Below are 23684 nucleotides of genomic sequence, written 5' to 3'. Positions count from 1 at the left end.
CTTCACGCGGCCCGCTCCATGCCCGCGGCGAGCAGGTCGGACACCTGTTCGGCCGTCCGGCGGAAGACCTCGGTCGTGCGGAAGCCGTGCGGACGCGGCATCGGCCCCTCGACGACGGCCTCGCCGGCGATGCGGCCGGGGCCCGCGGTCATGACGATGACGCGCGAGGCCATGTAGACGGCCTCCTCGACATTGTGGGTGACGAACAGGATCGCCGGCTTGAGGTCCGACCACAGCGACAGCACGTCGTCGGCGAGGGTGCGGCGGGTGATCTCGTCCAGCGCCGCGAACGGCTCGTCGAGCAGCAGCAGGCGCGGACGGGTGACCAGGGCCCGGGCCAGCGACACCCGCATGGCCATGCCGCCCGACAGCTGCGCCGGGCGGCTTTCGGTCGCCGCGCCCAGACCGACCCGCTCGAGCGCCTCGCGGGCCCGGTCACGCGCCTCGCCGCGCGCGATCCCCGCCAGCTCCAGCGGCAGGGCGACATTGGCCGCCGCGCTCATCCACGGCGCCAGGGTCGGGGCCTGGAAGACCAGCGAGGTCTCGCCCCGCCCGGCCGTGCGCGCGACCGTCCCGCGTGTCGGCTGTTCCAGCCCGGCCAGCAGGCGCATGGCGGTGGACTTGCCGCAGCCGCTCGGTCCGACCAGGGCGACGATCTCGCCGTCGCCCACGGACAGGTCGACGGGCCCCAGCGCGCGGCGGCCGCGATAGTCGACCTCGACGCTGGCGAGGGCCGCCGTCACGCCCTGGGGGTCACGAAATCGAGGGTGAAGGCCTGGCGGTAGTCCATGTCCTTCGGATAGACGCCCTGGCCTGAGGTGACGCGGAAGAACTCGGCCCAGCGCGCCTCGCTCATGGCCCCGACATTGCCGCCGGCCGCGTCGCCGGACTCGACGATGCCGTGCAGGCGCATCTGGTCGCGGGCGTTGGCCAGCAGGGCCGCAGTCATTTCCGGATTATCCTTGAGGATCAGGGCGTCCGCGGCGGCCGGGTCGCCGTGCAGATAGTCCTTCCAGCCCACGGCGCTGGCCTCGACGAAGGCGCGCACCATGTCGGGGTCGGAGTCGATGATCTTGTCTGGCGCCAGCACCATGGTGGCGTAGCCGGGGTAGCCCTCGTCGGCGAGCAGGAAGACTTCGGGCTTGAAGTGGCCCTCCTTCTCGATCTGGTAGGGTTCGCTCGACAGGTAGCCCTGCACGATCGCCCGCGGATCGGACAGGAACGGGGCCAGGCTGTAGTTGTAGCTGCGCACCTGGGCGTCGGTGAATCCGTACTTGGCCTTGAGCCAGATCCAGAAGGCGGTCTTCGAGGCGTCGGCCAGCAGGATCGGCCGGCCCGCCATGTCGGCGATTTTCGTCACGCCCGTGCCGGGGTGGGCGATCAGCACCTGCGGGTCCTTCTGGAAGAAGGCCGCGACGGCCTTCACCGGCACCTTCTCGTTGGCCATGTTCAGCGGGATGAAGCTGTTGGAGCCCATGCCCATCTCGATGGCCCCGGCGGCAAGCAGCTGCGGCACGTTCACGCTGGGCCCGCCCTGCATGATCGTCACGTCCAGCCCGCGTCTGGCGTACTCGCCAGAGGCCAGCGCCTGGTAGAAGCCGCCATGCTCGCCCTGGGCGCGCCAGTCGGTGGCGAAGCGGATGGTCTTGCGGCCGGTCGGGGCCTTGGGCTTGGGCGCGCAGGCGGCGGCGAGAACCGCCAGCGAGGCGGCGATCATCTGACGGCGTGTGGTCATGCGCGGAGTCCCCAACTTCTGCCGGAGCAAGGTAGGTCGGCTTCGATGGGGCGCCAAGGGAGAGATGGCCGGCTCTCCCGCCCGGCCTAGCACCAGCTCGCCTGGTCCGGCTGGGGCGTCCGCAGCAATTCCTGGATGTTCGCCTCGATGATGCGGAAGCCGACGTTGCCGAAGAGCTTCTGGCGCCCCTCGTTCAGGATATAGGTCGGGCTGCCCTGGACCCGCAGCGCGTCGGCCTCCTGGTAGTCGCCGGCCAGGGCCGCGAAGGCGCGGCCATCGCGGATCAGCGCTTCGATGCGGCCCGTGTCGACCCCGGCCGCCGCCGCGACGTCGCACTGCACGCGCCAGGTCGCGATGTCGCGCGCCTCTTCGAAAAAGGCGCGGCGCATCGCGCGCAGGGTCTCGTCAGCGGATCCGGGCACGCAGCCGGCGTCGGCTTCGTCCAGTTGCACGGCCTTCAGGAACAGGTGCGCGCCCATGGACGACGCGGGGCGGACGGTGAGCCACAGGTCGGGGTGGATGGAAATCTCGGGAAAGGCTTCGGCCGAGTGGCGCAGGTGGGCGTTGAAGCCTTCGTAGCCGCCCTTCTCGCGCCAGGTGGTCGGGATCTTGCGGGCTGTGTCGCCAAACACCGGGCAGAACCGCTGTTCGATGCTCACCTTGTCGCCGAAGGCCTGACGCACCGCGGCCAGCCGCAGCTCGGCGATGTAGGCCCAGATGCACAGGACGTCGGAAAAGTAGACGATCGGAACGGAGCTCACGGGCGACCCTCTTGATGCAACACGCATTATGCCGCGCGATGGGCGAAAGTCGCCTTGCGTCAGATCATGGGCCTTCCGACCGGCCGCTGGCCGCCAAGGGTCCATGAATGGAACGGAGCGGGGTGGGGCGCGTGGTTCGACAGGCGCTCCGCGCTGCTCACCATGACGTCGAGACGAGGCGGGCCTGGAAAAACGGGCCCCAAACGAGCAAGAGGACGGAGCTTCCGGTTGCCCGGCCGCTTCGCCCTCTCACCCAGAACCCTTGCGGGTCCTGCGGTCTGGAGGTCCTGGATCGCCGGTGTCCGGACTTGCGCCCGGTCCTTGATGATCCGCTCCTGGTCCGGTCTCCGAAGGTCTCCCTCCGGTCCTTGGTTCCTGGAGCGTCCCGCCCGCCTGGCCTTCCGGTTTCCCGTCTCGCCCGCGCCGCGTTTCCTCTCGACGGGTTCACTCTGCGACCGCCCGGGACCGGGCGCAACGACTTCGGAAACCCGTGTTGTGCAGCGTTCGGGAAGAACCTGTGGATCGTCGGTGCAAACGCGGGGACTCCTTTCCGCTAGGTCAGGATATTTCAAGGATCGCCGTTATCCACAGAAACCCTGCTTCGCATGACCGATGACGCGCGGCTCCGGGGCGGCTAAGGAAGCCGCACACCACAACAACCGACCGGGGAAGCGACCATGAGCCTGATCACCACCGAAAAGCGCGGCCACATCGCGATCCTGACGCTCAACCGGCCGGACTCGATGAACGCCCTGGGCGCGCCGGGCGACGGCGACCAGGTCGCTGAAGCCTGCGCGGCGATCAACGCCGATCGGGACGTGCGCTGCGTGGTGCTGACCGGCGCGGGCCGGGCCTTCTCGGCCGGCGGCGACGTCAAGGCGATGAAGACCCGGGCCGGGGCCTTCGCCGGTAACGGCATCGACCTGCGCGACGGTTACCGCAACAACATCCACCGCATCGTCCGGTCGATCTACGGCCTGGAGGTTCCCTCAATCGCCGCCGTCAACGGCGCGGCCATCGGCCTGGGCTGCGACGTGGCCTGCATGACCGACATCCGCATCTCTTCGGCCGACGCGCGGTTCGGCGTGACCTTCCTCAAGCTCGGCCTGATCCCCGGCGACGGCGGCGCCTGGCTGCTGCCGCGCACCATCGGCATGAGCCGCGCCTGCGAACTGCTGTTCACCGGCGACGTCATCGACGCCGAGACCGCCCGCGAATGGGGCCTGGTCAGCAGGGTCGTGCCCGGGGACGAGCTGATGGCCACCGCCATCGCCATGGCCGAGAAGATCGCCCAGCAGCCGCCGCATGCCCTGCGTCTGGGCAAGTCCCTGCTGAAGCACGGCCAGACCACCAGCTACGACACCCTGATGGAGATGAGCGCCGCCGCCCAGGCGATCAGCCACCTGACCGAGGACCATATCGAGGGGGTCGACGCCCTGCTCGAGAAGCGCCCGGCCAACTTCAAGGGCATGTGATGCGCGGGCCGGCGCTGATCGTCCTGGCCGCGCTGGCGCTGGCCGGCTGCAAGCCGGCCGCCGCGCCCGCGCCGACGCCGTCGGCCACGGCCCGCTGGGCGTTCGGCGTCGGCAAGAACAGCGTCGAGATGGCCTGGGTCACCAACGCGGAGACAGCCGAGGCGCCGCTCAGCCTGGTCTGCGCCCGGGGCGACGGCCTGATGGTCGTGGCCAAGGCCTTCCGTCCGATCGGCAGCGAGGAGCGGCTGACGCTCGGCGCCGGCGACGACGCCTTCGCGCTGGTCGCCGGCAACGTCGCTGATCCGGACGCGACCCTGGTGCGGGCCACCGCGCCGGCCGACGACCTGCTGCTGACGGCGATCGCCAGCGGCCGCCCGATCAGCGCCAGCTACGGCGCCCAGCACTTCGGCCCGATCGCCGCGCCGCCGCAGGCCCTGCGCCGGGCCTTCGCCGACACCTGCCGCAAGCTGAACGCCACCGCCGGCGCGCAGATCTGATGGGCAGGGACGTCGCCGCCGTTCCCGCCCGGTTCGCCGACGGTGAGGACGTCGGTCGGCTGCAGTGGGAAGCGCCCCGGCTGGTCTTCCGCGGCGCGACCCGCCGGGTGTTCGAGGGCATTGCGCTGAGGGGCGTCGCGGCCGACGGCGGCGATCTCGTCCTCGCGGACGGGTCGCGGTTCACACTGGGCGCCGTTCAGGCGGCGCGCTGGGCGAGCTCCATCGCCAATCCGCCCGGTCGGCTCGACAAGCTCGGCGTGACGGCGGGGATGAGGGTGGCGATCCTCGACCTCGATGAGCCGGGGTTCGAAGCGGAACTCGCGGCTCGCGCCATTCTGACGAACACGTTCAACGAACTTGATATGCTGATCCTGGGGCAGACTCCCCGGAACAGCTGGACCGGCTGCCCGACGTCATCCCGAGGCTGGCCGATCGTGGCGCCCTGTGGATCGTCTCGCTCAAGGGCAGGCTGCTGCGCATCCGCGACGTCGAGGTGATGGCCGCCGCCCGGGCGCACGGCCTGGTCGACAACAAGGTCTGCGCCTTCTCGGAGACGCGCACGGCGTTGCGGTTCACGCGCAAACGGTGACGCCGGGGTCGTCTTGGCGCTCGCCTTCCGTCACGAAACCGGACTAGAGGTCGCCCATGGCCCTGCGCGACTTCGCCCTGCTCGTCTTTGTCTGTCTCGTCTGGGCGTTCAACAACATCGTCAGCAAGATCGTGGTCGCCCAGTGGGGCGTGCCGCCGCTGTTCTATGCCTCGGTGCGGTTCGCGCTGGTGGCGCTGTGCACCATCCCCTGGCTGTTTCCGGCCCCGCGGCCGCTGTGGCGGCTGATCGCGGTGGCGCTGCTGATGGGCGGGGGCAACTTCGCGCTGCTGTTCATCGGCCTGAAGACGGCCAGCCCGTCGGCGGCCTCGATCATCGTCCAGCTGGGCGTGCCGATGACCACCCTCATGTCGATGCTGATGCTCGGCGAGCAGGTCCGCTGGCGACGGGGGCTCGGCATCGCCCTGACCCTCGCCGGCGCGCTGGTCGTCATGTGGCATCCGACGGGCCTGGCCATGTCGGCGGGCCTGTGGCTGATCGCCGGCGCGGCCTTCGCCGGCTCGCTCGGCGCGGTGATGATGAAGCAGATGGAAGGCGTGAAGCCGCTGCAGTTCCAGGCCTGGGTCGGGTTCTCGTCCCTCTGGCCGCTGCTGGGGCTCAGCGTCCTGACCGAGCACGACCAGATGGCGACGTCGCTGGCGGCCGGCTGGCCGTTCGTGGCGGCGGTGGTGTTCTCCGCCGTCGTCGTCTCGGTGATCGGTCACACCCTCTACTACATGCTGATCCAGCGCTATGAGGCCACCCTGATCTCGCCGCTGACGCTGATGACGCCGCTGGCGACCATCGGGCTCGGCGTCTGGATCACCCACGATCATTTCGACGGCCGCATGGCCCTCGGCGCGACCCTGGCCCTGCTGGGGGTCTTGATCATCGCGCTGCGGCCCAATCATGTGATGCCGCTGCTGATGGCCATCCGGAACCGCGCCCAATGACCCTGACATTCATCGACGCGCCGTCGCCCAACTTCGACGCCCGGACCAAGGTCCCGGACATGCTGGTGCTGCACTACACCGGCATGAAGACCGGCCCGGAGGCGTTGGCCCGGCTCCGTGATCCCGAGGCGCGGGTCTCGTCCCACTACATGGTCGAGGAAGACGGCCGCATCTTCCGGCTGGTCCCGGAGGAGCGCCGCGCCTGGCACGCCGGCCGCTCGTTCTGGAAGGGCGAGGAGGGGGTCAACCACGCCTCGATCGGCATCGAGATCGTCAATCCCGGCCACGAGTTCGGCTACCGCGCCTTTCCGGAGGCGCAGATCGCGGCGGTGATCGCCCTGGTCGGCGACATCCGCACGCGCTGGGAGATCGAGGACAGCCGCATTCTCGGCCACAGCGATGTCGCGCCGGACCGCAAGCAGGACCCCGGCGAGCTGTTCCCCTGGAAGCAGCTGGCCGAGGCTGGCCACGGCGTCTGGGCCGAGGCCGACCCGGCGCCGGGCGAGCCCCTGGCCGAGGGCGCCGAGGGCGTCGGCGTGTTCGCCCTGCAGGCCGGCCTGACCCGGCTGGGCTACGATTGCGCCCCGACCGGCCGGTTCGACCCGAAGACCCGTGACACGGTGACGGCCTTCCAGCGTCACTGGGTGCAGACCCGCTTCGACGGCGTGGCGGACGGGCTGACGAGGGCGCGACTGATGGCGGTGCTCCGGGCGAGTGGATAAAGATTGCGTGGTTCGACACGCGCTGCGCGCTGCTCTCCATGACGTGGAGTAGCGCTAAAGCACCTCATCCTGAGCAGGCCCGCAGGGCCGTGTCGAAGGACGCACCGTCATTGACCCCACACCCGCTATCGCCCACATACCGCGACGGATCAGACGGCCGGGCGATCGCGGTCCCTTCGGGGGTCGAGGAAAGTCCGGGCTCCACGGTGACAAGGCGGCGGGTAACGCCCGCCCGGGGTGACCCGAGGGATAGCGCCACAGAAAGCAAACCTCCTCCGCTTCGGCGGCGGGAAGGGTGAAAGGGTGGGGTAAGAGCCCACCGCGGACGTGGTGACACGGACGGCATGGCAAGCCCCGCCTGGAGCAAGACCGAATAGGGATTCCGCGCCCCGTATGTCCGCCGCGCAATCGGCGGATACTGCGGAGCAGGGCCGTCTCCGGCCCGAGGCGTCCGGGTTGGTCGCGAGAACCGTCCCGCAAGGGGCGGTCCAGAGGAATGATCGTCGCGCGCCCGCAAGGGCGTTGGCACAGAACCCGGCTTACAGGCCGTCTGATCCGCCTTCCTCCCCATCGCTAGACTGCAAACGGGCAGGTTATCCCCGGTGTTATTAACGCGTTCATTGTATGTTCTGTGGATAGTTTACGCGCGTTAACCACCAGTGGCCGCGACATAGTTGTTTTCGTGAAGAAACGGGGTCGAGTGTCATTGCCACCCATTTTATCCCATGTTAACCCAGTTGCTGTCGCCGGATGGGGTTCGGCGACGTTGGGCGGGGATTGGGCGACGTGTTCCTGTCGACCTTTGACAAGCAGTTGGACAGCAAGCGCCGCATCGTCGTGCCGCATGACTTCCGCGCGGCTGTCGGCCAGCCGTTCGACGGCGTGTTCTGTTTTCCCTCGATCGAGTTCGATTGCCTCGAAGGTGGCGGCAAAGCCTTGTTCGACCGTTACCTCGGCCTGATCGAGGAGCTGCCGTTCGGCGATCCGCTGCGCTCGGCGCTGGAGACCAGCGTGCTGGGCGGCATGTCGCGGCTGTCGTTCGATGACGCCGGCCGCATCACCCTGCCGCCCGCCCTGTGCGACATGGTCGGCCTGACCGACTGGGTGTCGGTGGTCGGCATGGGCGACCGTTTCCAGATCTGGACCCGCGACGCCTTCCAGGCGCACCGGGCCGCCGCCCGCGAAACGGCCCGCACGGGCCTGGCGCAGCTGCGCGCCGCCCAGCGCGCCCGGTTGGCGGAGGCGGCCGGATGAGCGAGGCGCCGCATCTCTCCGTCCTGCTCGACGAGGTGACCCGGGTGCTCAGGCCCGGACCGGGCGAGCTGATCATCGACGGCACCTTCGGCGCGGGCGGCTACGCTCGCGCCTTTCTCGATTCCGGGGCCCAGGTCGTGGCCTTCGACCGCGACCCGACCGCCCGCCGCTTCGCCGCTCCGCTGGAAGCGACTGGCCGGTTCAAGCTGATCGAGGCCCGCTTCTCGGAAATGGGCGACCATTTCGCGCCCGGATCGGTCGACGGGATCGCCCTCGATATCGGCGTCTCCTCGATGCAGCTGGACGAGGCCGACCGCGGCTTTTCCTTCATGCGCGACGGACCGCTGGACATGCGCATGAGCGACCAGGGTCCCACCGCCGCCGATCTGGTCAACACGCTGGAAAAGGACGAGCTGGCGCGGATCATCTGGCTGTACGGCGAGGAGCGCGAAAGCCGCCGCATCGCGTCCTTCATCATTCGCCGCCGCGCGACCCAGCCGTTCGAGCGCACCCTGGACCTCGCCGAGGTGGTCGAAAAGGCGCTGGGCGGCCGCCGCGGGGCCAAGACGCATCCGGCGACCAAGGTGTTCCAGGCCCTGCGCATCGCCGTCAACGAGGAGCTCGCCGAGCTTGAGGCCGCGCTGGTGGCGGCCGAAAAGATCCTCAAGACCGGCGGCCGCCTGGCGGTGGTAACCTTCCATTCGCTGGAAGACCGCATTGTGAAGGCCTTCTTCACCGCCCGGTCCGGCAACCTGCCGGGCGGCTCGCGTCACGCCCCGCCGGTGGCGGGCGGGCCCGCGCCGACCTTCGAGCTGCCGTTCAGGGGCGCGATCGAATCCGGCGAGGCCGAACTCGCGGCCAATCCCCGCGCCCGTTCGGCCAAGCTGCGCGCCGGCGTGCGCACCGATGCGCCGGCCTGGAGGGACGCGGCATGATGTCGACCGTGCTGAACCACCGCATCCGCGGCTTCCGGACCGTGAACATCGTCTTCGCGGCCCTGCTGTTGATCCTCGCGGTCGGGGTGAACCTGGCCAAGACCATCGCCGGCCGGGAACGCAACGAGATCGCCCGGGTCGAGACCGACATCGACAAGGAAAAGCAGCGCATCCGCGTCCTCGAGGCCGAGGTCGCCCACCTGGAGCAGCCCGAGCGGCTGGAGCGGCTGGCCCGCGGCTACCTCGAGATGGCCCCGGTCGCCGCGCGGCAGGAAGCGTCCGTCGACACCCTGGCCGAGGTCGCCAATCGTCACCCCACGCCCCAGGCGGTCTCGACCGTCAGCGTGCCCGTCCCATGAGCATCGCCGACCTGACCCCGCAGCGGTATCCGGCCATCTGGCGCTGGATCATCGAGCGCGTCTGGCGGGTCGAGCACGCCTTCGAGCGCGCGCACGCCGACGGCCGGGCCGAGAATGACACCCGCATCCGCATCTTCGTCGTCATGTCGGTGTTCGCCGTCGGCTTCGTGGTGATGAGCCTGGGCGCCGTCTGGTCGGCGACCTTCGCCCACGCGGGCCGGACCGGCGGCGCGGTCGCCGGCGCGCCGGAGCGAGCCGACCTCGTCGACCGCGAGGGCCGGCTGCTGGCCGTCAACCTGATCCACTATTCGCTGTCGCTCGACCTCAAGGACGTCTGGAGCCGCCGCGAGACGAAGGCCGGACTGCTGGCGGCGCTGCCGCAGCTGACGCCCGCCCAGGTCGACCGGGCTCTCGCCGCGAAAAAGCGCGCCTTCCTGATCGGCGGCCTGACGCCGGCCGAAAAGGCCCGCGTTCATGACCTGGGCCTGCCCGGACTGATCTTCGAGCCGGAGGAACGCCGGGTCTATCCGCTGGGGCCGCTGGCCGCCCACCTGATCGGCTACACCGAAAAGGGCGGGGCCAGCCTCGCCGGGGCCGAGCGGGCGCTGCAGGCCGACATTCTCAAGGCCGGGGCCGAGGGCAAGCCCGTGGCCCTGTCGGTCGACGTGCGGGTGCAGGCGGCGCTGGAAGAGGAGATGTCCGCCGCCGCCAACGAATTCCATCCCAACGGCGCCGTCGGCATCGTCACCAACATCCACACCGGCGAGATCCTCGCCCTGGCCAGCTGGCCGGACTTCGACCCGAACTTCCAGCAGCGCGCGACGCCCGACCAGAAGCTGAACCGCGCCGCCGCCTCGGTGTTCGAGATGGGCTCGACCTTCAAGGCCTTCACGGTGGCCATCGGTCTCGACACGCGGGTCGCCACGCCGGACTCGACCTACGACGCGCGCACGCCGCTGAAGATGGGCTACCGCACCATCCACGACTATCACGGCACCAACCGCATTCTGACCCTGCGCGAGGTGTTCAACCACTCGTCCAACATCGGCACCGCCCTGCTGGCGCACGCCATCGGCAACGAACAGCTGACGCGCTACTTCAACCTGTTCGGCCTGACCCGCCGGGCCAAGGTCGAGCTCATCGAGTCCGCCCGGCCGCTGACGCCGAAGAAGTGGGACGACGACGACATCGCCAGCGTCTCGTTCGGCCACGGCATCGACGTCTCGCCGCTGACCCTGGCCCAGGCCATGGGCGCCATCCTCAACGGTGGCCGGATGATCCCGCTGACCATCCGCAAGATGCCCGCCGACTACCGCCCGCAGGGCGAGCGCGTGGTGTCCGAACAGACCACCCTTTCGATGCTGCAGATCATGCGCGGCAACGTCGTCGAGGGCACCGGCCGCAAGGCCGACGCGCCGGGGCTGTCGGTCGGTGGCAAGACCGGCACCGGCGAGAAGTACGATCCGACGATCCGCGCCTACAGCAACATCAAGCAGGTCGGCTCGTTCGCCGCCGTGTTCCCGACCGAGGGACCGGTCGACGCCGACCGCTACTTCGTGCTGATCCTGATGGACGAGCCGAAGGGCGGCATCCGCACCGGCGGCTGGGTCGCGGCCCCGGCGGTTGGGCGCACGATCGACCGCATCGCGCCCTTCCTCGGCGTGCCGCGCCGCATGACCCCGACCTATGGCGCGCCGACCCTGATCGCGGCGCGCGCCGCCGCGCCGGCCGCCGCCGGGGCGTCGCCGGAGACGGGGCTGTGAGCGCGCCGCTGTCGCAGATCCTCGGGCGCGCCGTAGGCCCCGATCCGTTGATCACCGGCGTCACGGCCGACAGCCGCAAGGTCAGGCCGGGCTTCCTGTTCGCCGCCATGCCGGGCTCGAAGGTGGACGGCCGGACCTTTGTCGACGGCGCGGTCGCCGCCGGCGCGGCCGCCATCCTCGCCCCCGACGACGTGAGCCGCGCCGACGTGCCGGTGATCCACGCGACGGATCTGCGCCGGGCCTACGCCCTGGCCGCGGCCGCCTTCTGGGGCGCGCAGCCGCCGGTCTGCGTCGCGGTCACCGGGACCAACGGCAAGACCTCGGTCGCCACCTTCTGCCGGCAGATCTTCGCCCGCCTCGGCCGCAAGGCCGCCAGCATGGGGACGCTCGGCGTCACCGTCTCGCGGGCCGGTGAGGCCGACATCCAGATCACCCCGCCGGGCCTGACGACGCCCGACGCCGCGGACGTGGCCGAGCTGATGGCGAAACTGGCCGCCGACGGCGTGACCCATGTGGCGCTGGAGGCGTCCTCGCACGGCGTCGACCAGCGCCGGCTCGACGGCGTGAAGCTGACCGCAGCCGGCTTCCTGAACCTGACCCAGGACCACCTCGACTACCACGGCACCATGGGCGTCTACCGGGCGGCCAAGCTGCGGCTGTTCGACACCCTGCTGCCGGCGGGCGGAACGGCCGTGCTGAACGCCGACAGCGACCAGTTCGACGTGTTCGCGAAGACCGCGGCCGACGCCGGCCATCCCGTGCTGTCGACGGGCGAGGCGGGGCAGGGGCTGCGCCTGACGTCCCGCCGCCTGACCGCCGACGGCCAGCGGCTAACGGTCGAGCGTGACGGCCGGTCGTTCGACATCCGGCTGCCGCTGGCCGGGGCCTTCCAGGCCGACAACGCGCTGGTCGCCGCCGGCCTGTGCATCGCCGCCGGGGAAGACGCCGCCGCCGTTCTGGCCGCGCTGGAGCACCTGAACGGCGCGCCCGGCCGGCTGCAGCACGTCGGCGCGGGGCCGCGCGGTGGCGAGGCCTATGTCGACTACGCCCATACGCCGGACGGCCTGGAGACGGTGCTCAAGGCGCTGCGGCCGCACACGGCCGGCAAGCTGATCGTGGTGTTCGGCGCCGGAGGTGACCGGGATCGCGGCAAGCGCCCGCAGATGGGCGGCATCGCCGCGCGACTGGCCGACGTCGCCATCGTCACCGACGACAACCCGCGGTCGGAGGTTCCGGCAGCGATCCGCGCCGAGATCCTGGCCGCCGCGCCCGGCGCCCGCGAGATCGGCGACCGCCGCGAGGCGATCCGCGCCGCCGCCGCCCTGCTGGGCGAGGGCGACGTGCTGGTCGTCGCCGGCAAGGGCCATGAGCAGGGCCAGCTGGTCGCCGGCGTGAACCACCCCTTCGACGACGTATCCGAGACGGCCGCGGCCCTCGGGCTGGAGATGGCCCATGGCTGACGCGCTCTGGACCTCCGCCGACATCGCCGCCGCCACGGGCGGTCAGGTCGTCGGCGCGCCGTTCGAGGCGACCGGCGTCTCGATCGACAGTCGCGCCGTCGATCCCGGCGACCTGTTTGTCGCCCTGACCGGCGAGCGGGACGGCCACGCGTTCACGCCCGGCGCGCTCGCCGCGGGTGCGGCCGGGGTGCTGGCCTCGAAACCGGTCGAGGGACCCCATGTGCTGGTCCCCGACACGCTGAAGGCGCTTGAGGCGCTCGGCGTCGCCGCGCGCGACCGCTCGGTGGCGCTGCGGGCGGCGGTGACCGGCTCGGTGGGCAAGACCAGCGTCACCCAGGCGATCGCCGCGGGCCTCGCCGGGGCGGGCCGCTGGCACTCGTCGGTCAAGTCCTACAACAACCATATCGGCGTCCCCCTGACCCTCGCCCGCATGCCGTGGGCGACGGAGCGGGCGGTGTTCGAGATCGGGATGAACCACGCCGACGAAATCTCGCCGCTGTCGAAGATGGTCCGGCCCGAGGTCGCCGTGGTCACCACGGTCGGCCCGGTGCACATCGAGAACTTCCCCGACGGCGAGGCCGGCGTCGCCCGCGCCAAGGCCGAGATCTTCGACGGCATCGAGCCGGACGGCGTGGCGGTGCTGAACGCCGACAACCCGTGGTTCGACATGCTGGCCCAGCACGCGCGCGCGGCTGGGGCGCGGGTCCTGTCGTTCGGCTCGGCCGAGGGCTGTGACGCCCGGCTGGTCGACTTCACGGCCGCGCAGGGCGCCGCCAGCGTCCGCGCCGTGATCCACGGCGAGGCGCTCAGCTACCCGTTGCTGCAGACGGGGGTGCACTGGGGCCTGAACAGTCTCTGCGCCCTGCTGGCGCTGGAGGCCATGAAGGTCGACCGCGCGATCGCGCTGGAGGCCCTGGCGAACTTCGCGCCGCTGGCCGGCCGGGGCGCCGAGAAGACCGTGCGCATCGCCGGCGGCGCCTTCACGCTGATCGACGAAAGCTACAACGCCAATCCGATCTCGATGGCCGCCGCCTTCAGGACCCTCGGCGCCCGCCAGGCGCGCGGCCGGCGCATCGTCGTGCTGACCGACATGCTGGAACTGGGCCCCGACGCGCCGGCCTTCCACGCGGGTCTGGCCGGGCCGATCGAGGCCGCGAACGTCGACCAGGTGTTCTGCGCCGGGCCGATGATGAAATCACTGTGGGACGCCCTTCCGCCGACTCGTCGGGGCGGTTACGCGGAAGCGGCGGCCGATCTGGCGCCGCGGATCGCGTCGGCCGTGGAGCCGGGCGATCTGGTCATGGTCAAGGGGTCGAATGGCAGCCGGGCGAGCGTGATAGCCGCCGCCCTGGCCGCCCTGGACGTTACGGGGGAGACGGCCTGATGTTGCAGTTCCTTGCCGACTGGCGGGATGCGGTTCCATTTCTGAACCTGCTGAAATACCTGACATTTCGCACTGGCATGGCGACCGCCACCGGCTTCATCATCGCCGTGGCGATGGGCTCGCGCTTCATCAACTGGATGCGCGCCAAACAGGGCAAGGGCCAGCCGATCCGCAAGGAAGGCATCGAGCGCCACGTGATCGAGAAGGCCGGCACCCCGACGATGGGCGGGCTGATGATCCTGGCCGGCGCCATCGGCGGCACGCTGCTGTGGGCCAACCTGACCAACATCTATGTCTGGGTCGTGCTGATGGTCACCGCCGGCTACGGCGTGCTCGGCTTCATGGACGACTACGACAAGGTCACCAAACAGACGACGGCCGGCGTGTCCGGGCCGGTGAAGCTGGTCATCCAGTTCGCCATCGCCTTCGCGGCGGTGATCATCCTGATCAAGTTCGGCGGCAAGTCGCCCGAGGCGCCGGAACTGTCGACCTCGGTGGCCTTCCCGATCTTCAAGCGGCTGCTGCTCGACCTCGGCTGGTTCTATGTCGCGTTCGGCGCGGTGGTCATTGTCGGCTTCTCCAACGCGGTGAACTTCACCGACGGCCTCGACGGCCTGGCCATCGTGCCGGTGATGATCGCGGCGGCGGCGCTGGGCCTGATCGCCTATCTGGTCGGCAACTACGTGTTCGCCGAATACCTGCAGGTCCACTTCGTGCCGGGCGTGGGCGAGGTCGCGGTGATCTGCGGCGCGCTGATCGGCGCCGGGCTGGGCTTCCTCTGGTACAACGCCCCGCCGGCCAAGATCTTCATGGGCGACACCGGCTCCCTGGCCCTCGGCGGCGCGCTCGGCGTGATCGCGGTGGCGACCAAGCACGAGATCGTCCTGGCCATCATCGGCGGCCTGTTCGTCGCAGAACTGCTCAGCGTCATCATCCAGGTCGCCTATTTCAAGCGCACCGGCAAACGCATCTTCCTGATGGCGCCGATCCACCACCACTTCGAGAAGCTGGGCTGGGCGGAATCGACCGTCGTCATCCGCTTCTGGATCGTCTCACTGATGCTGGCCTTCCTCGGCCTCGCCACCCTCAAGCTTCGCTAGGAGGCGCAGAGCTCGCCATGATCCCCATCCGCGGCTTCGAGGGACGCAAGGTCGCCGTGTTCGGTCTCGGCCGGACCGGGCTGACGGCCGCGCGCGCGCTCGTCGCCGGGGGCGCGGAAGTGGCGCTGTGGGACGAGAAGGAGGCTGGCCGCGCGGCCGCCGCCGCCGAAGGCTTTCCGGTCGTCGACCTGAAGACCGCTGACTGGTCGTCGTTCGCCGCCCTGATGCTGTCGCCGGGCGTGCCGCTGACGCATCCGAAGCCCAACTGGACCGTCGAGATGGCCCGGGCCGCCGGCGTCGAGGTTCTCGGCGACATCGAACTCTTCGCCCGGACCGTGAACGCGGCGCCGGCGCACAAGCGGCCCAGGGTCGCCGCCATCACCGGCACCAACGGCAAGTCGACCACCACGGCCCTGCTGGGCCACCTCTGCGCCAGCGCGGGCCGCGACACCCGCATCGGCGGCAACATCGGCATCGGCGTGCTGGATCTGCCCGACATGCACGGCGGGGCCGTCTATGTGCTGGAGACCTCGTCCTACCAGCTGGATCTGACCTCCAGCCTCAAGCCCGACGCGGCGGTGCTGCTGAACATCTCGCCCGACCACCTCGACCGCCACGGCGGCATGGAGGGCTATGTCGCGGCCAAGCGGCGCGTGCTGCTGAACCAGACCAAGGGCGACACCGCGATCATCGGCGTCGACGACGCCTGGTGCCAGCGCATCTGCACCGAGATCACCGCCGCCAACCACCGGACCATCTGGCCGATCAGCGCCGGCCGTTCGATGGGGCGCGGCGTCTACGCCATCCAGGGTGTGCTCTACGACGCCACCGGCGACCGCGTCATCGAGGTCGCCGACCTGTTGCGGGCCCGCTCGCTGCCGGGCCGGCACAACTGGCAGAACGCCGCCGCCGCCTACGCCGCGGCCCGCGCGCTGGGCGTGCCGGCGGAAGAGGCGGCCGAGGGCCTGATGACCTTCCCCGGTCTCGCCCACCGCATGGAGACGGTGGCGATGATCGGCCGGGTCCGCTTCGTCAACGACTCCAAGGCGACCAACGCCGACGCCGCCCGCCAGGCCCTGAGCAGCTATCCGCGCGTCTACTGGATCGCCGGCGGCCAGCCCAAGGAGGGCGGCATCGCGCCGCTGTCCGACCTGTTCGGCCGCGTGGCCAAGGCCTACCTGATCGGCGAGGGCGCCGCCGACTTCGCCAAGGTGCTCGAGGGCCGTGCGCCCTGGGTCCAGTCCGGCACGCTCGAGGCGGCCACGGCCGCGGCCTTCGCCGACGCCGAGGCCAGCGGGGAGGACGCCATCGTCCTGCTCTCGCCGGCCTGCGCCTCGTTCGACCAGTTCAGTGACTTCGAGGCCCGCGGCGAAGCCTTCCGCGCCGCCGTCGGATCCCTCCAGCGACCCGCCCTCAAGGGAGCGCGCGCGTGAGCTACAGCCCGCACACCTTTCTCCGCTCGGACACCACGCGCGTTGGCAACTGGTGGTGGACGATGGACCGCTGGCTGCTCGGAGCCGTGTTCACCCTGATCACGCTGGGCGTGCTGCTGTCGTTCGGCACCAGCCCGGCCGCGGCCGCCCGGCTGCACTATGACGACGCCTTCCACTTCGCGGTCCGCCAGTCGCTGTTCGGCGTGCTGGCGGCGGGGCTGGTGATCGGGGTCTCGATGCTCGAGGCCCGGACCATCCGGCGGGCGGCCTTCTTCATCTATCTGGCGATGATCCTTGTCATGGCCGCGCTGCCGTTCATCGGCCACGAGGCCAAGGGCGCGACCCGATGGGTCCATTTCGCCGGCTTCACCCTGCAGCCGTCCGAATTCATGAAGCCGGCGCTGATCGTGCTGGTCGCCTGGATGTTCGCCGAAGGCCAGAAGGGCGAGGGCGTGCCCGGCGTGTTCATCGCCTTCTTCCTCTATCTCCTGGCGGTGGGGCTCCTGATCACCCAGCCCGACTTGGGCCAGACGATCCTGATCACCGTTGCGTTCGGCGCCGTCTTCTGGATGGCCGGCGTGCCGATCAGCTGGATCATGGGCTTGGGCGTCGTCGCCGTCATCGGTCTCGGCAGCACCTACTTCCTGCTGCCGCACGTCCATGCGCGCGTCGAGATGTTCCTCAGCCCCGACAAGGCCGACAAGCACCAGATCACCCAGGCGTCCGAAGCGATCTGGGCCGGTCACTGGTTCGGGCGCGGCCCCGGCGAAGGCGTGATGAAGCGCGGCGTGCCCGACATGCACACCGACTTCGCCTATTCGGTGCTCGCCGAGGAGTACGGTCTGGTCTTCTCGCTGGCGCTGATCGGCCTGTTCGCCTTCCTCGTGGTGCGGGGCCTGTACAAGTCGCTGCGGCTGTCGGATCCGTTCGAGCAGGTGGCCGCGGCCGGACTGTTCGTGCTGGTCGGCCTGCAGGCGCTGATCAATGTGGCGGTGAACCTCAACATGATCCCAACCAAGGGCATGACCCTGCCATTCATCAGCTATGGGGGCTCCTCGATGCTGGCCATGGGCCTGACGCTGGGCATGGCGCTCGGCCTGACCCGCAGGCGGCCCGGCGCCTACGCCACCAGCGAGGGCCTCGCCCGCGCCGGCGCTTTCGCCTAAGACGTCGCCGATGGCACAACGCGTCGCAGTCGTCGCCGCCGGGGGCACCGGCGGCCATATGTTCCCCGCCCAGGCCCTCGCCGAGGAACTGATCCGGCGCGGCTGGCGGATTCTGCTCGCCACCGACGATCGCGGCGCGATGTACGCCGACAAGTTCCCGGCCGACATCCGCATCAGCCTGTCGGCCGCCACGGCCAAATCCGGCGATCCGATGGGCATGGCCAAGGCCGGCGTCGCGGTGCTGCGCGGCACGCTGCAGGCCCGCGCCATCTTCAAGCGCATGGACCCGGCGGTCGTCGTCGGCTTCGGCGGCTATCCGTCCCTGCCGTCGCTGCTGGCGGCCCTGACCCAGGGCCGGCCGACCGTGATCCACGAACAGAACGCCGTCCTCGGCCGGGTGAACCGCTTCCTCGCGTCAAGGGTCACGGCCGTCGCCTGCGCCTTTCCGACGCTGGAACTCGCCTCGGCGAAGGTGAAAGGGTCGGCCCATGTGGTGGGCAGTCCGGTTCGGCCGGAGATCCGCGCCCTCTACGACCAGCCCTATGAGGCGCCCGAGCCCGGCGGCCCGCTGCGGCTGCTGGTCACCGGCGGCAGCCAGGGCGCGCGCCTGCTGTCCGAACTGACGCCCGAGGCGATCCTGCGCCTGCCCGAAGACATCCGCGGACGGCTGCAGGTGCAGCAGCAGACCCGCAAGGAGTCGATGGACAACGCCCGGCGGATCTACGCCAACGCCATGGTCAAGGCCGAGGTGGCGCCCTTCTTCCGCGACATGGCCGGTCGTCTGTCCGCCGCCCACCTGGTCATCGGCCGAGCGGGCGCTTCCACGGTCTGCGAGCTGGCCGTGGCCGGCAAGCCGTCGCTGCTGGTGCCGCTGAAGATCGCCGCCGACGACCACCAGCGCTTCAACGCCAAACTGCTGGCCGACGCCGGCGCCGCGGCCGTGGCGCTGGAGGACGAACTGACCGTCGACAGCCTCGCCGGCGCGCTCAACGCCATGCTCAAGGATCCGGCCATGCTGACCCGCATGGCCGCCGGCGCCCGCTCGGTGGCGCGGCCGGACGCGGCGGAAAAACTCGCCGATCTGGTCGAGCGGACAGCCTTGGGGTAAGCCGCTTTCTAAATCGGCATCTCAATCTGCGGATAGATCAGGTCGATCGGATTTCCATCAGGGCCTTCGTACCGCCATACGCCGCTGTGCAGCATGAGTTCGACCCTTGCGAACTGGATCGCATATTCGAGGGCCTGAATCGCGCTGCCGCCGTAGGCGTTCATATCCAGCTCCGTGAAACCAGAAATCGTCAGACGCGCCTGATAGCCGTGATCCGCCCAGTCCAAGCGCACGGGATCTCTGACGGTGACAATGGATTTGACCGCGATGCCATTGTCGAGCCGCAACGCGATCAGGTCGAGCGTAACTCCCATTTGTTGAGCTTCTAGCCCAATCCTTCCCCGCAGTCCCTCTTGCACCGCCTTAGCCTGTTTGCGGATATGCCGATGCAATTAGAAGCGAGGGCCGCCCCGAGTGACACGCAAATCCCGACTTCGATTTCAAAATCGAGGTAGCAGCCCTCGATGCAACGCTGAAATGACGGGCACGACCCACCACCCAATCCGGTGGCGTCACACTCCAGCTGGGCGGCCTGCCAGCGAGAGCGTGGCGGAGAATGGCCATCCATCGCGTGGTGCGGGAAATCGTAATCCACAGCCGGCGCTGTGACCGCCGGGGGCATGTTCGCAAGGGCCGATTGTGCAATGGCAGCGAGGAGGGCTGCGATCAGCGCAGCGATGTCCGCCTTCCGCATGATTCGTAACCTCCATCCTTGGGTATATATCGTTTAACGTGTATTGAAGCGAAAAGCAATCGAGATGCGCATTTCTTGTGCTTGGTTTTAGCGTCGACGAATTTCGTCTAATCCACCGCCCATGATCCAGCGTCGACGACCCGTCCCCTTCGAAATCGGCCCCGTGCACTTCATCGGCATCGGCGGCATCGGCATGAGCGGCATCGCCGAAATCATGATCCGTATCGGCTACACCGTGCAGGGCTCCGACGTGAAAGCGTCGGCCAACACCGAGCGGCTGGAGAAGCTGGGCGCGCGCATCTTCATCGGCCACGAGGGCGGCCAGGTCGAAGGCGCCTCGGCGATCGTCTATTCGACAGCCGTCAAGCCCGACAATCCCGAGATGGTCGCCGCCCGCGAGCGCCGGCTGCCGCTGGTGCGCCGCGCCGAGATGCTGGCCGAGCTGATGCGGCTGCAGTTCTCGGTCGCCGTCGGCGGTACGCACGGCAAGACCACCACCACCTCGATGATCGCCGCCCTGCTGGACGCCGGCGGGCTGGACCCGACCGTGGTCAATGGCGGGATCATCAACGCCTACGGCACCAACGCCAAGGTCGGGGAGGGCGACTGGATCGTCGTCGAGGCCGACGAAAGCGACGGCACCTTCCTCAAGCTCAAGTCCACGGTCGCGGTGGTCACCAACATCGACGCCGAGCACCTCGACCACTGGGGCGACTTCGAGGCGGTGAAGAAGGGTTTCCAGGACTTCGTCGAGAACATCCCGTTCTACGGCTTCGCGGCCATCTGCGTGGACCACCCCGAGGTCCAGGCGCTGAGCGCCCGGGTCGAGAACCGCCGGCTGGTGACCTACGGCACCAATCCGCAGGCCGAGGTCCGCGCCACCCACATCACCATGGGTCCCGACGGGGCCAGGTTCGACGTGCAGATCAGCCCGCGCGAGGGCGAGCCGATCCGCTACGAGGGCCTGACCCTGCCGATGGCCGGGCTGCACAACGTCATGAACGCCTGCGCCGCCATCGCCGTGGCGCGTGAGCTGGGCGTCGGGGCGGACGCCATCCGCGCGGGCCTGAAGGCCTTCGGCGGGGTCAAGCGCCGGTTCACCACCACCGGCGTCGTGAACGGCGTGCGGATCATCGACGACTACGCCCACCATCCGGTGGAGATCAGCGCCGTGCTGACCGCCGCCCGCGCCGTGACCGGGGAGGGCAAGGTCATCGCCGTGGTCCAGCCACACCGCTTCACCCGGCTGCGCGACCTGATGGCCGAGTTCAGCGCCTGCTTCAACGACGCCGACGTGGTCGTGGTGGCCGACGTCTACACGGCCGGCGAGACGCCGATCGAGGGCGTCGACCGCGACGCCCTGGTCGAGGGCCTGCGCCGCTACGGCCACCGCCGCGCCATCCCGCTGGACGGCCCGGCCGCGCTGGCGGCGCTGGTCAAGGACGAGGCGAAGGCCGGCGATATCGTCGTGCTGCTCGGCGCCGGGGACATCACCAGCTGGTCCTATGCCCTGCCGGGGCAGTTGGAGGCGCTCGACGTTGGTTGATCCGGCGATTGAGGAAATTGATCGCAGGATTCGCGAGCTGGCGGCGGCGATCGGTGCGCCCGAAACCTTGCTCCCATGGCTTTCCATGCCGCCCGCATCGGTCGGGGGCGCCTGGATTCGTCGCGGGCGGCGGGGCGGCGCCTTTTCGCTGTTGTTCGTTGAACGCGGGGGCGCGTTCACAATCGCAAACGAGAAAGACGCGGACGTCTTTGTGGCCAAGGTCCTGGAATTCATCACTCGAGAAATGGCCGGCCATGCTCACGGAGAACAAGAGCGCCTTATGGCGATGCTCGACCCAGTTTGGACCGAACGTCTCAACAGGCCGGCGCCCGCGCGGTTTGAGAAGGATCGGCTCGTCGTAAGATGACCTGGCGCGACTCCCTCCCGCCCGTCCGCGGCAAACTCCTGCGCGATGAACCGCTGGCGCCGTTCACCTGGTTCCGCGTCGGCGGGCCGGCGGATGTCGTGTTCCTGCCGGAGGACGAGGCGGACCTCGCTGAGTTCCTCAAGGCGCTAGACCCGGCCGTGCCGGTCATGGCCATCGGCGTCGGCTCCAACCTGCTGGTGCGTGACGGCGGCGTGGGCGGCGTGATCATCCGGCTGGGGCGCGGCTTCAACTCGGTCGAGGCGCTGGGCGACAGCCGTATCCGCGCCGGCTCGGCCGTGCCGGACGCCATCCTGGCCCGCAAGGCCGCCGAGGCGGGCATCGCCGGACTGGAATTCTACGCCGGCATTCCCGGCACGGTTGGCGGTGCGGTGGTCATGAACGCCGGCTGCTACGGCGCCGAGACGGTCAATGTGCTGGAGTCCGCACGGGTCATGGACCGCACCGGCGCGGTGCGCGACATGCCGCTGGCCGAGCTCGGCTACACCTATCGCCACAGCGCGATCCAGGACGGCGACGTCCTCGTGCTCGGCGCGACCTTCCGCGGCACGCCGGACGACCCCGCCGCCATCAAGGCGCGCATGGCCGAGATCACCGCCCGCCGCGAGACCACCCAGCCGATCCGCGACAAGACGGGCGGCTCGACCTTCAAGAACCCGCCCGGCCACTCGTCCTGGAAGCTGGTCGACGAGGCGGGCTGGCGCGGAAAGCTGTTTGGCGGCGCGATGTTCTCGCCCCTGCATTCCAACTTCATGATCAACACCGGCGAGGCCACGGCCGCCGACCTGGAAGGCCTCGGCGAAGCGGTCCGGGCTGACGTTCTGGCCAGCACCGGCATCCAGCTCGACTGGGAAATCAAACGGATCGGCAGACCTCTGCCGGACAAGGAGTAAGCCATGCGTCGCATCGCCCTGTTCGCCGCCCTGTCGCTTCTGGCGACGCCGGCCTTCGCCGCCGAGCCCGCCGACACCGCCGCCGCTCTGCGCGACCGGGCGCTGACCGACACCACCGCCTGGACCGTGCTGGAGGATCTGACCACCACCGTCGGGCCGCGCCTCGTCGGCTCGCCGGGCATGGCCCGGGCGAAGGACTGGGCGGTGAAGACCTTCACCGACATGGGCTTCACCAACATCAAGGTCGAGGAATTCGCCAAGCCGAGCTGGATCCGCGGCGCGGAGTCAGCCTCGATCACCGGCCCCTATCCGTTCCAGCTGTCGATCCTCGGCCTCGGCCGCACCGTGCCGACGCCGCCCAAGGGCATCGAGGCCGAGGTGGTGGTGTTCAAAAGCTACGCCGCCCTGCTGGCCGCGCCGGTCGGTTCGCTGAACGGCAAGATCGCGGTGGTCACCGCCCCGATGACCCGCACCCAGGACGGCCAGGGCTACGGCGCCGCCGGCATCGTGCGGCGTTCGGGCGCCTCCGAGGCGGCGAAGCGCGGCGCGGTCGCCTTCCTGATGCGCTCGGTGTCGACGTCCGACTCCCGCCTGCCGCACACCGGCGTGCTGGGTTACGCGGACGACGCGCCGAAGATTCCGGCCGCCGCGCTGGGCGTGCCGGACGCCGAGCTGATCGAGCGGCTCGCCGCGCGCGGCCCCGTCCGCATCAAGCTCAACCTGGCCTCGACCCTGGATCCCAAGGGCGTGGCCTGGAACATCTCCGGCGAGATCCCGGGCAGCGGCAAGCCGGAGGAGGTCATCGTCATCGGCGGGCACCTCGACAGCTGGGATCCGGGCACGGGGGCCATCGACGACGCCTCGGGCATCGCCATCACCACCGCCGCGGCGAAACTGATCGGCGGCCTGCCGCAGCATCCGCGCCGGACGATCCGCGTGGTAATGTGGGGTTCGGAGGAATCGGGCGGCTCGAGCGAGGCCTATCTGGCCGCGCACAAGGCCGAGGTTCCCAACATCGTCATGGCCAGCGAGAGCGATCTGGGCGCCGACGCCATCTACAGCCTGATGCTGCCCAAGGACGCGATGAAGGACCCGGCCCTGGCCGAGCTGCCCACCGTGCTGGCCCCGCTGAAGATCTACGTTTCGCGCGACCCGGCGCCGTTCGGCGGCTCCGACACCGAAGGCCTGCAGGAGGCCGGCGTGCCCGTGTTCACCCTGCGCCAGAGCGCGCTGCGCTACTTCGACCTGCACCACTCGGGGGACGACACGATCGACAAGGTCGACCCGGCCCAGCTGAACCAGAACGTCGCCGCCTGGGCCTCGCTGCTCTACCTGCTGGCCCAGAGCGAGGCGGACTACCGCCCGAAGCCGGCGGTCGAGCCGGCGAAGGCGCCTTGATCCACCGGCGGGGCTCTCCGCTGAATATCCACGCGATGGCGGCGACGGCTTAACACCCGCCTGCTATCGCGGCTAAA

23 protein-coding genes and 1 other RNA gene are annotated in these 23684 nt (G+C 69.8%); 20 read left to right on the top strand and 4 right to left on the bottom strand.

The window, feature by feature from the left end:
* Positions 1-2: 2 nt before the first annotated feature.
* The 3 genes from AC1RN0_RS14550 to AC1RN0_RS14540 all read right to left on the bottom strand — a co-directional run bounded on the left by AC1RN0_RS14550 (position 3) and on the right by AC1RN0_RS14540 (position 2496).
* Entirely contained in the window at positions 3-743 is a 741-nt protein-coding gene (locus AC1RN0_RS14550; protein WP_492788174.1) for an ABC transporter ATP-binding protein, read from the bottom strand.
* Positions 740-1735 carry an ABC transporter substrate-binding protein gene (locus AC1RN0_RS14545; RefSeq protein ID WP_492788173.1) on the bottom strand — a complete coding sequence of 332 codons (996 nt, stop codon included), beginning with the start codon at positions 1733-1735 and terminating at the stop codon, positions 740-742. The genes AC1RN0_RS14550 and AC1RN0_RS14545 overlap by 4 nt, the downstream gene beginning before the upstream one ends.
* Positions 1736-1821: 86 nt before the next feature.
* Complete coding sequence (locus tag AC1RN0_RS14540) at positions 1822-2496, bottom strand: DsbA family oxidoreductase (protein ID WP_492788172.1); 675 nt, start codon at positions 2494-2496, stop codon at positions 1822-1824.
* Between the two features lie 677 nt (positions 2497-3173).
* Between AC1RN0_RS14540 and AC1RN0_RS14535 the strand changes: the two genes are divergently transcribed.
* The 16 genes from AC1RN0_RS14535 (at position 3174) to murG (ending at position 18691) form a co-directional block, all read left to right on the top strand.
* Complete coding sequence (locus tag AC1RN0_RS14535; protein WP_492788171.1) at positions 3174-3971, top strand: crotonase/enoyl-CoA hydratase family protein; 798 nt, start codon at positions 3174-3176, stop codon at positions 3969-3971.
* Positions 3971-4468 carry a hypothetical protein gene (locus AC1RN0_RS14530; RefSeq protein ID WP_492788170.1) on the top strand — a complete coding sequence of 166 codons (498 nt, stop codon included), beginning with the start codon at positions 3971-3973 and terminating at the stop codon, positions 4466-4468. The genes AC1RN0_RS14535 and AC1RN0_RS14530 overlap by 1 nt, the downstream gene beginning before the upstream one ends.
* Positions 4468-4965, top strand: a complete 498-nt coding sequence (locus tag AC1RN0_RS14525; RefSeq protein WP_492788169.1) for a hypothetical protein — start codon at positions 4468-4470, stop codon at positions 4963-4965. The genes AC1RN0_RS14530 and AC1RN0_RS14525 overlap by 1 nt, the downstream gene beginning before the upstream one ends.
* A 148-nt stretch (positions 4966-5113) precedes the next feature.
* Positions 5114-6007, top strand: a complete 894-nt coding sequence (locus AC1RN0_RS14520) for a DMT family transporter (RefSeq protein WP_492788168.1) — start codon at positions 5114-5116, stop codon at positions 6005-6007.
* Positions 6004-6729, top strand: a complete 726-nt coding sequence (locus AC1RN0_RS14515) for a peptidoglycan recognition protein family protein (protein ID WP_492788167.1) — start codon at positions 6004-6006, stop codon at positions 6727-6729. The genes AC1RN0_RS14520 and AC1RN0_RS14515 overlap by 4 nt, the downstream gene beginning before the upstream one ends.
* 149 nt (positions 6730-6878) lie before the next feature.
* An RNA gene (gene rnpB, locus AC1RN0_RS14510) (RNase P RNA component class A) lies at positions 6879-7287 on the top strand.
* Positions 7288-7515: 228 nt separating this feature from the next.
* A complete protein-coding gene (locus AC1RN0_RS14505) occupies positions 7516-7983 on the top strand; it encodes a division/cell wall cluster transcriptional repressor MraZ (RefSeq protein ID WP_492788166.1) in 468 nt (155 codons plus the stop codon).
* A complete protein-coding gene (rsmH, locus tag AC1RN0_RS14500; RefSeq protein ID WP_492788165.1) occupies positions 7980-8918 on the top strand; it encodes a 16S rRNA (cytosine(1402)-N(4))-methyltransferase RsmH in 939 nt (312 codons plus the stop codon). The genes AC1RN0_RS14505 and rsmH overlap by 4 nt, the downstream gene beginning before the upstream one ends.
* Positions 8915-9277, top strand: a complete 363-nt coding sequence (ftsL, locus tag AC1RN0_RS14495; RefSeq protein WP_492788164.1) for a cell division protein FtsL — start codon at positions 8915-8917, stop codon at positions 9275-9277. Before rsmH ends, ftsL begins: the two co-directional genes overlap by 4 nt.
* Positions 9274-11040 (top strand): peptidoglycan D,D-transpeptidase FtsI family protein, encoded by a 1767-nt coding sequence (locus tag AC1RN0_RS14490; RefSeq protein ID WP_492788163.1) that lies wholly within the window; start codon positions 9274-9276, stop codon positions 11038-11040. The genes ftsL and AC1RN0_RS14490 overlap by 4 nt, the downstream gene beginning before the upstream one ends.
* On the top strand, positions 11037-12500 hold the full coding sequence (locus AC1RN0_RS14485) for a UDP-N-acetylmuramoyl-L-alanyl-D-glutamate--2,6-diaminopimelate ligase (protein ID WP_492788162.1): 1464 nt from the start codon (positions 11037-11039) through the stop codon (positions 12498-12500). Before AC1RN0_RS14490 ends, AC1RN0_RS14485 begins: the two co-directional genes overlap by 4 nt.
* Complete coding sequence (locus AC1RN0_RS14480; protein WP_492788161.1) at positions 12493-13884, top strand: UDP-N-acetylmuramoyl-tripeptide--D-alanyl-D-alanine ligase; 1392 nt, start codon at positions 12493-12495, stop codon at positions 13882-13884. The genes AC1RN0_RS14485 and AC1RN0_RS14480 overlap by 8 nt, the downstream gene beginning before the upstream one ends.
* Positions 13884-14984: a phospho-N-acetylmuramoyl-pentapeptide-transferase gene (mraY, locus tag AC1RN0_RS14475; protein WP_492788160.1), complete on the top strand. Its 1101-nt coding sequence runs from the start codon at positions 13884-13886 to the stop codon at positions 14982-14984. The genes AC1RN0_RS14480 and mraY overlap by 1 nt, the downstream gene beginning before the upstream one ends.
* A gap of 17 nt (positions 14985-15001) precedes the next feature.
* The gene (gene murD / locus AC1RN0_RS14470; protein WP_492788159.1) at positions 15002-16417 is read left to right on the top strand and encodes a UDP-N-acetylmuramoyl-L-alanine--D-glutamate ligase; all 1416 of its coding nucleotides are present in this window, start codon (positions 15002-15004) and stop codon (positions 16415-16417) included.
* Positions 16414-17583, top strand: a complete 1170-nt coding sequence (gene ftsW / locus AC1RN0_RS14465) for a putative lipid II flippase FtsW (protein WP_492788158.1) — start codon at positions 16414-16416, stop codon at positions 17581-17583. The genes murD and ftsW overlap by 4 nt, the downstream gene beginning before the upstream one ends.
* A gap of 10 nt (positions 17584-17593) precedes the next feature.
* The gene (murG, locus tag AC1RN0_RS14460; RefSeq protein WP_492788157.1) at positions 17594-18691 is read left to right on the top strand and encodes an undecaprenyldiphospho-muramoylpentapeptide beta-N-acetylglucosaminyltransferase; all 1098 of its coding nucleotides are present in this window, start codon (positions 17594-17596) and stop codon (positions 18689-18691) included.
* Between the two features lie 8 nt (positions 18692-18699).
* Here murG and AC1RN0_RS14455 read toward each other — a convergent pair whose 3' ends face one another.
* Positions 18700-19005 (bottom strand): hypothetical protein, encoded by a 306-nt coding sequence (locus AC1RN0_RS14455; protein WP_492788156.1) that lies wholly within the window; start codon positions 19003-19005, stop codon positions 18700-18702.
* Positions 19006-19506: 501 nt separating this feature from the next.
* Here AC1RN0_RS14455 and murC point away from each other — a divergent pair.
* From murC to AC1RN0_RS14435, 4 genes are read left to right on the top strand one after another with little or no spacing between them, the layout of a single operon-like run.
* A complete protein-coding gene (murC, locus tag AC1RN0_RS14450) occupies positions 19507-20931 on the top strand; it encodes a UDP-N-acetylmuramate--L-alanine ligase (RefSeq protein ID WP_492788155.1) in 1425 nt (474 codons plus the stop codon).
* The gene (locus AC1RN0_RS14445) at positions 20924-21298 is read left to right on the top strand and encodes a hypothetical protein (protein ID WP_492788154.1); all 375 of its coding nucleotides are present in this window, start codon (positions 20924-20926) and stop codon (positions 21296-21298) included. The genes murC and AC1RN0_RS14445 overlap by 8 nt, the downstream gene beginning before the upstream one ends.
* A complete protein-coding gene (gene murB, locus AC1RN0_RS14440) occupies positions 21295-22209 on the top strand; it encodes a UDP-N-acetylmuramate dehydrogenase (protein WP_492788153.1) in 915 nt (304 codons plus the stop codon). Before AC1RN0_RS14445 ends, murB begins: the two co-directional genes overlap by 4 nt.
* Before the next feature lie 3 nt (positions 22210-22212).
* Positions 22213-23607 (top strand): M28 family peptidase, encoded by a 1395-nt coding sequence (locus AC1RN0_RS14435; protein ID WP_492788152.1) that lies wholly within the window; start codon positions 22213-22215, stop codon positions 23605-23607.
* The last annotated feature ends 77 nt before the right edge of the window (positions 23608-23684 follow it).

The sequence above is a fragment of the Caulobacter sp. GW821-FHT12F03 genome (assembly GCF_058806855.1).
This window is presented reverse-complemented; position numbering and strand designations above follow the sequence as displayed.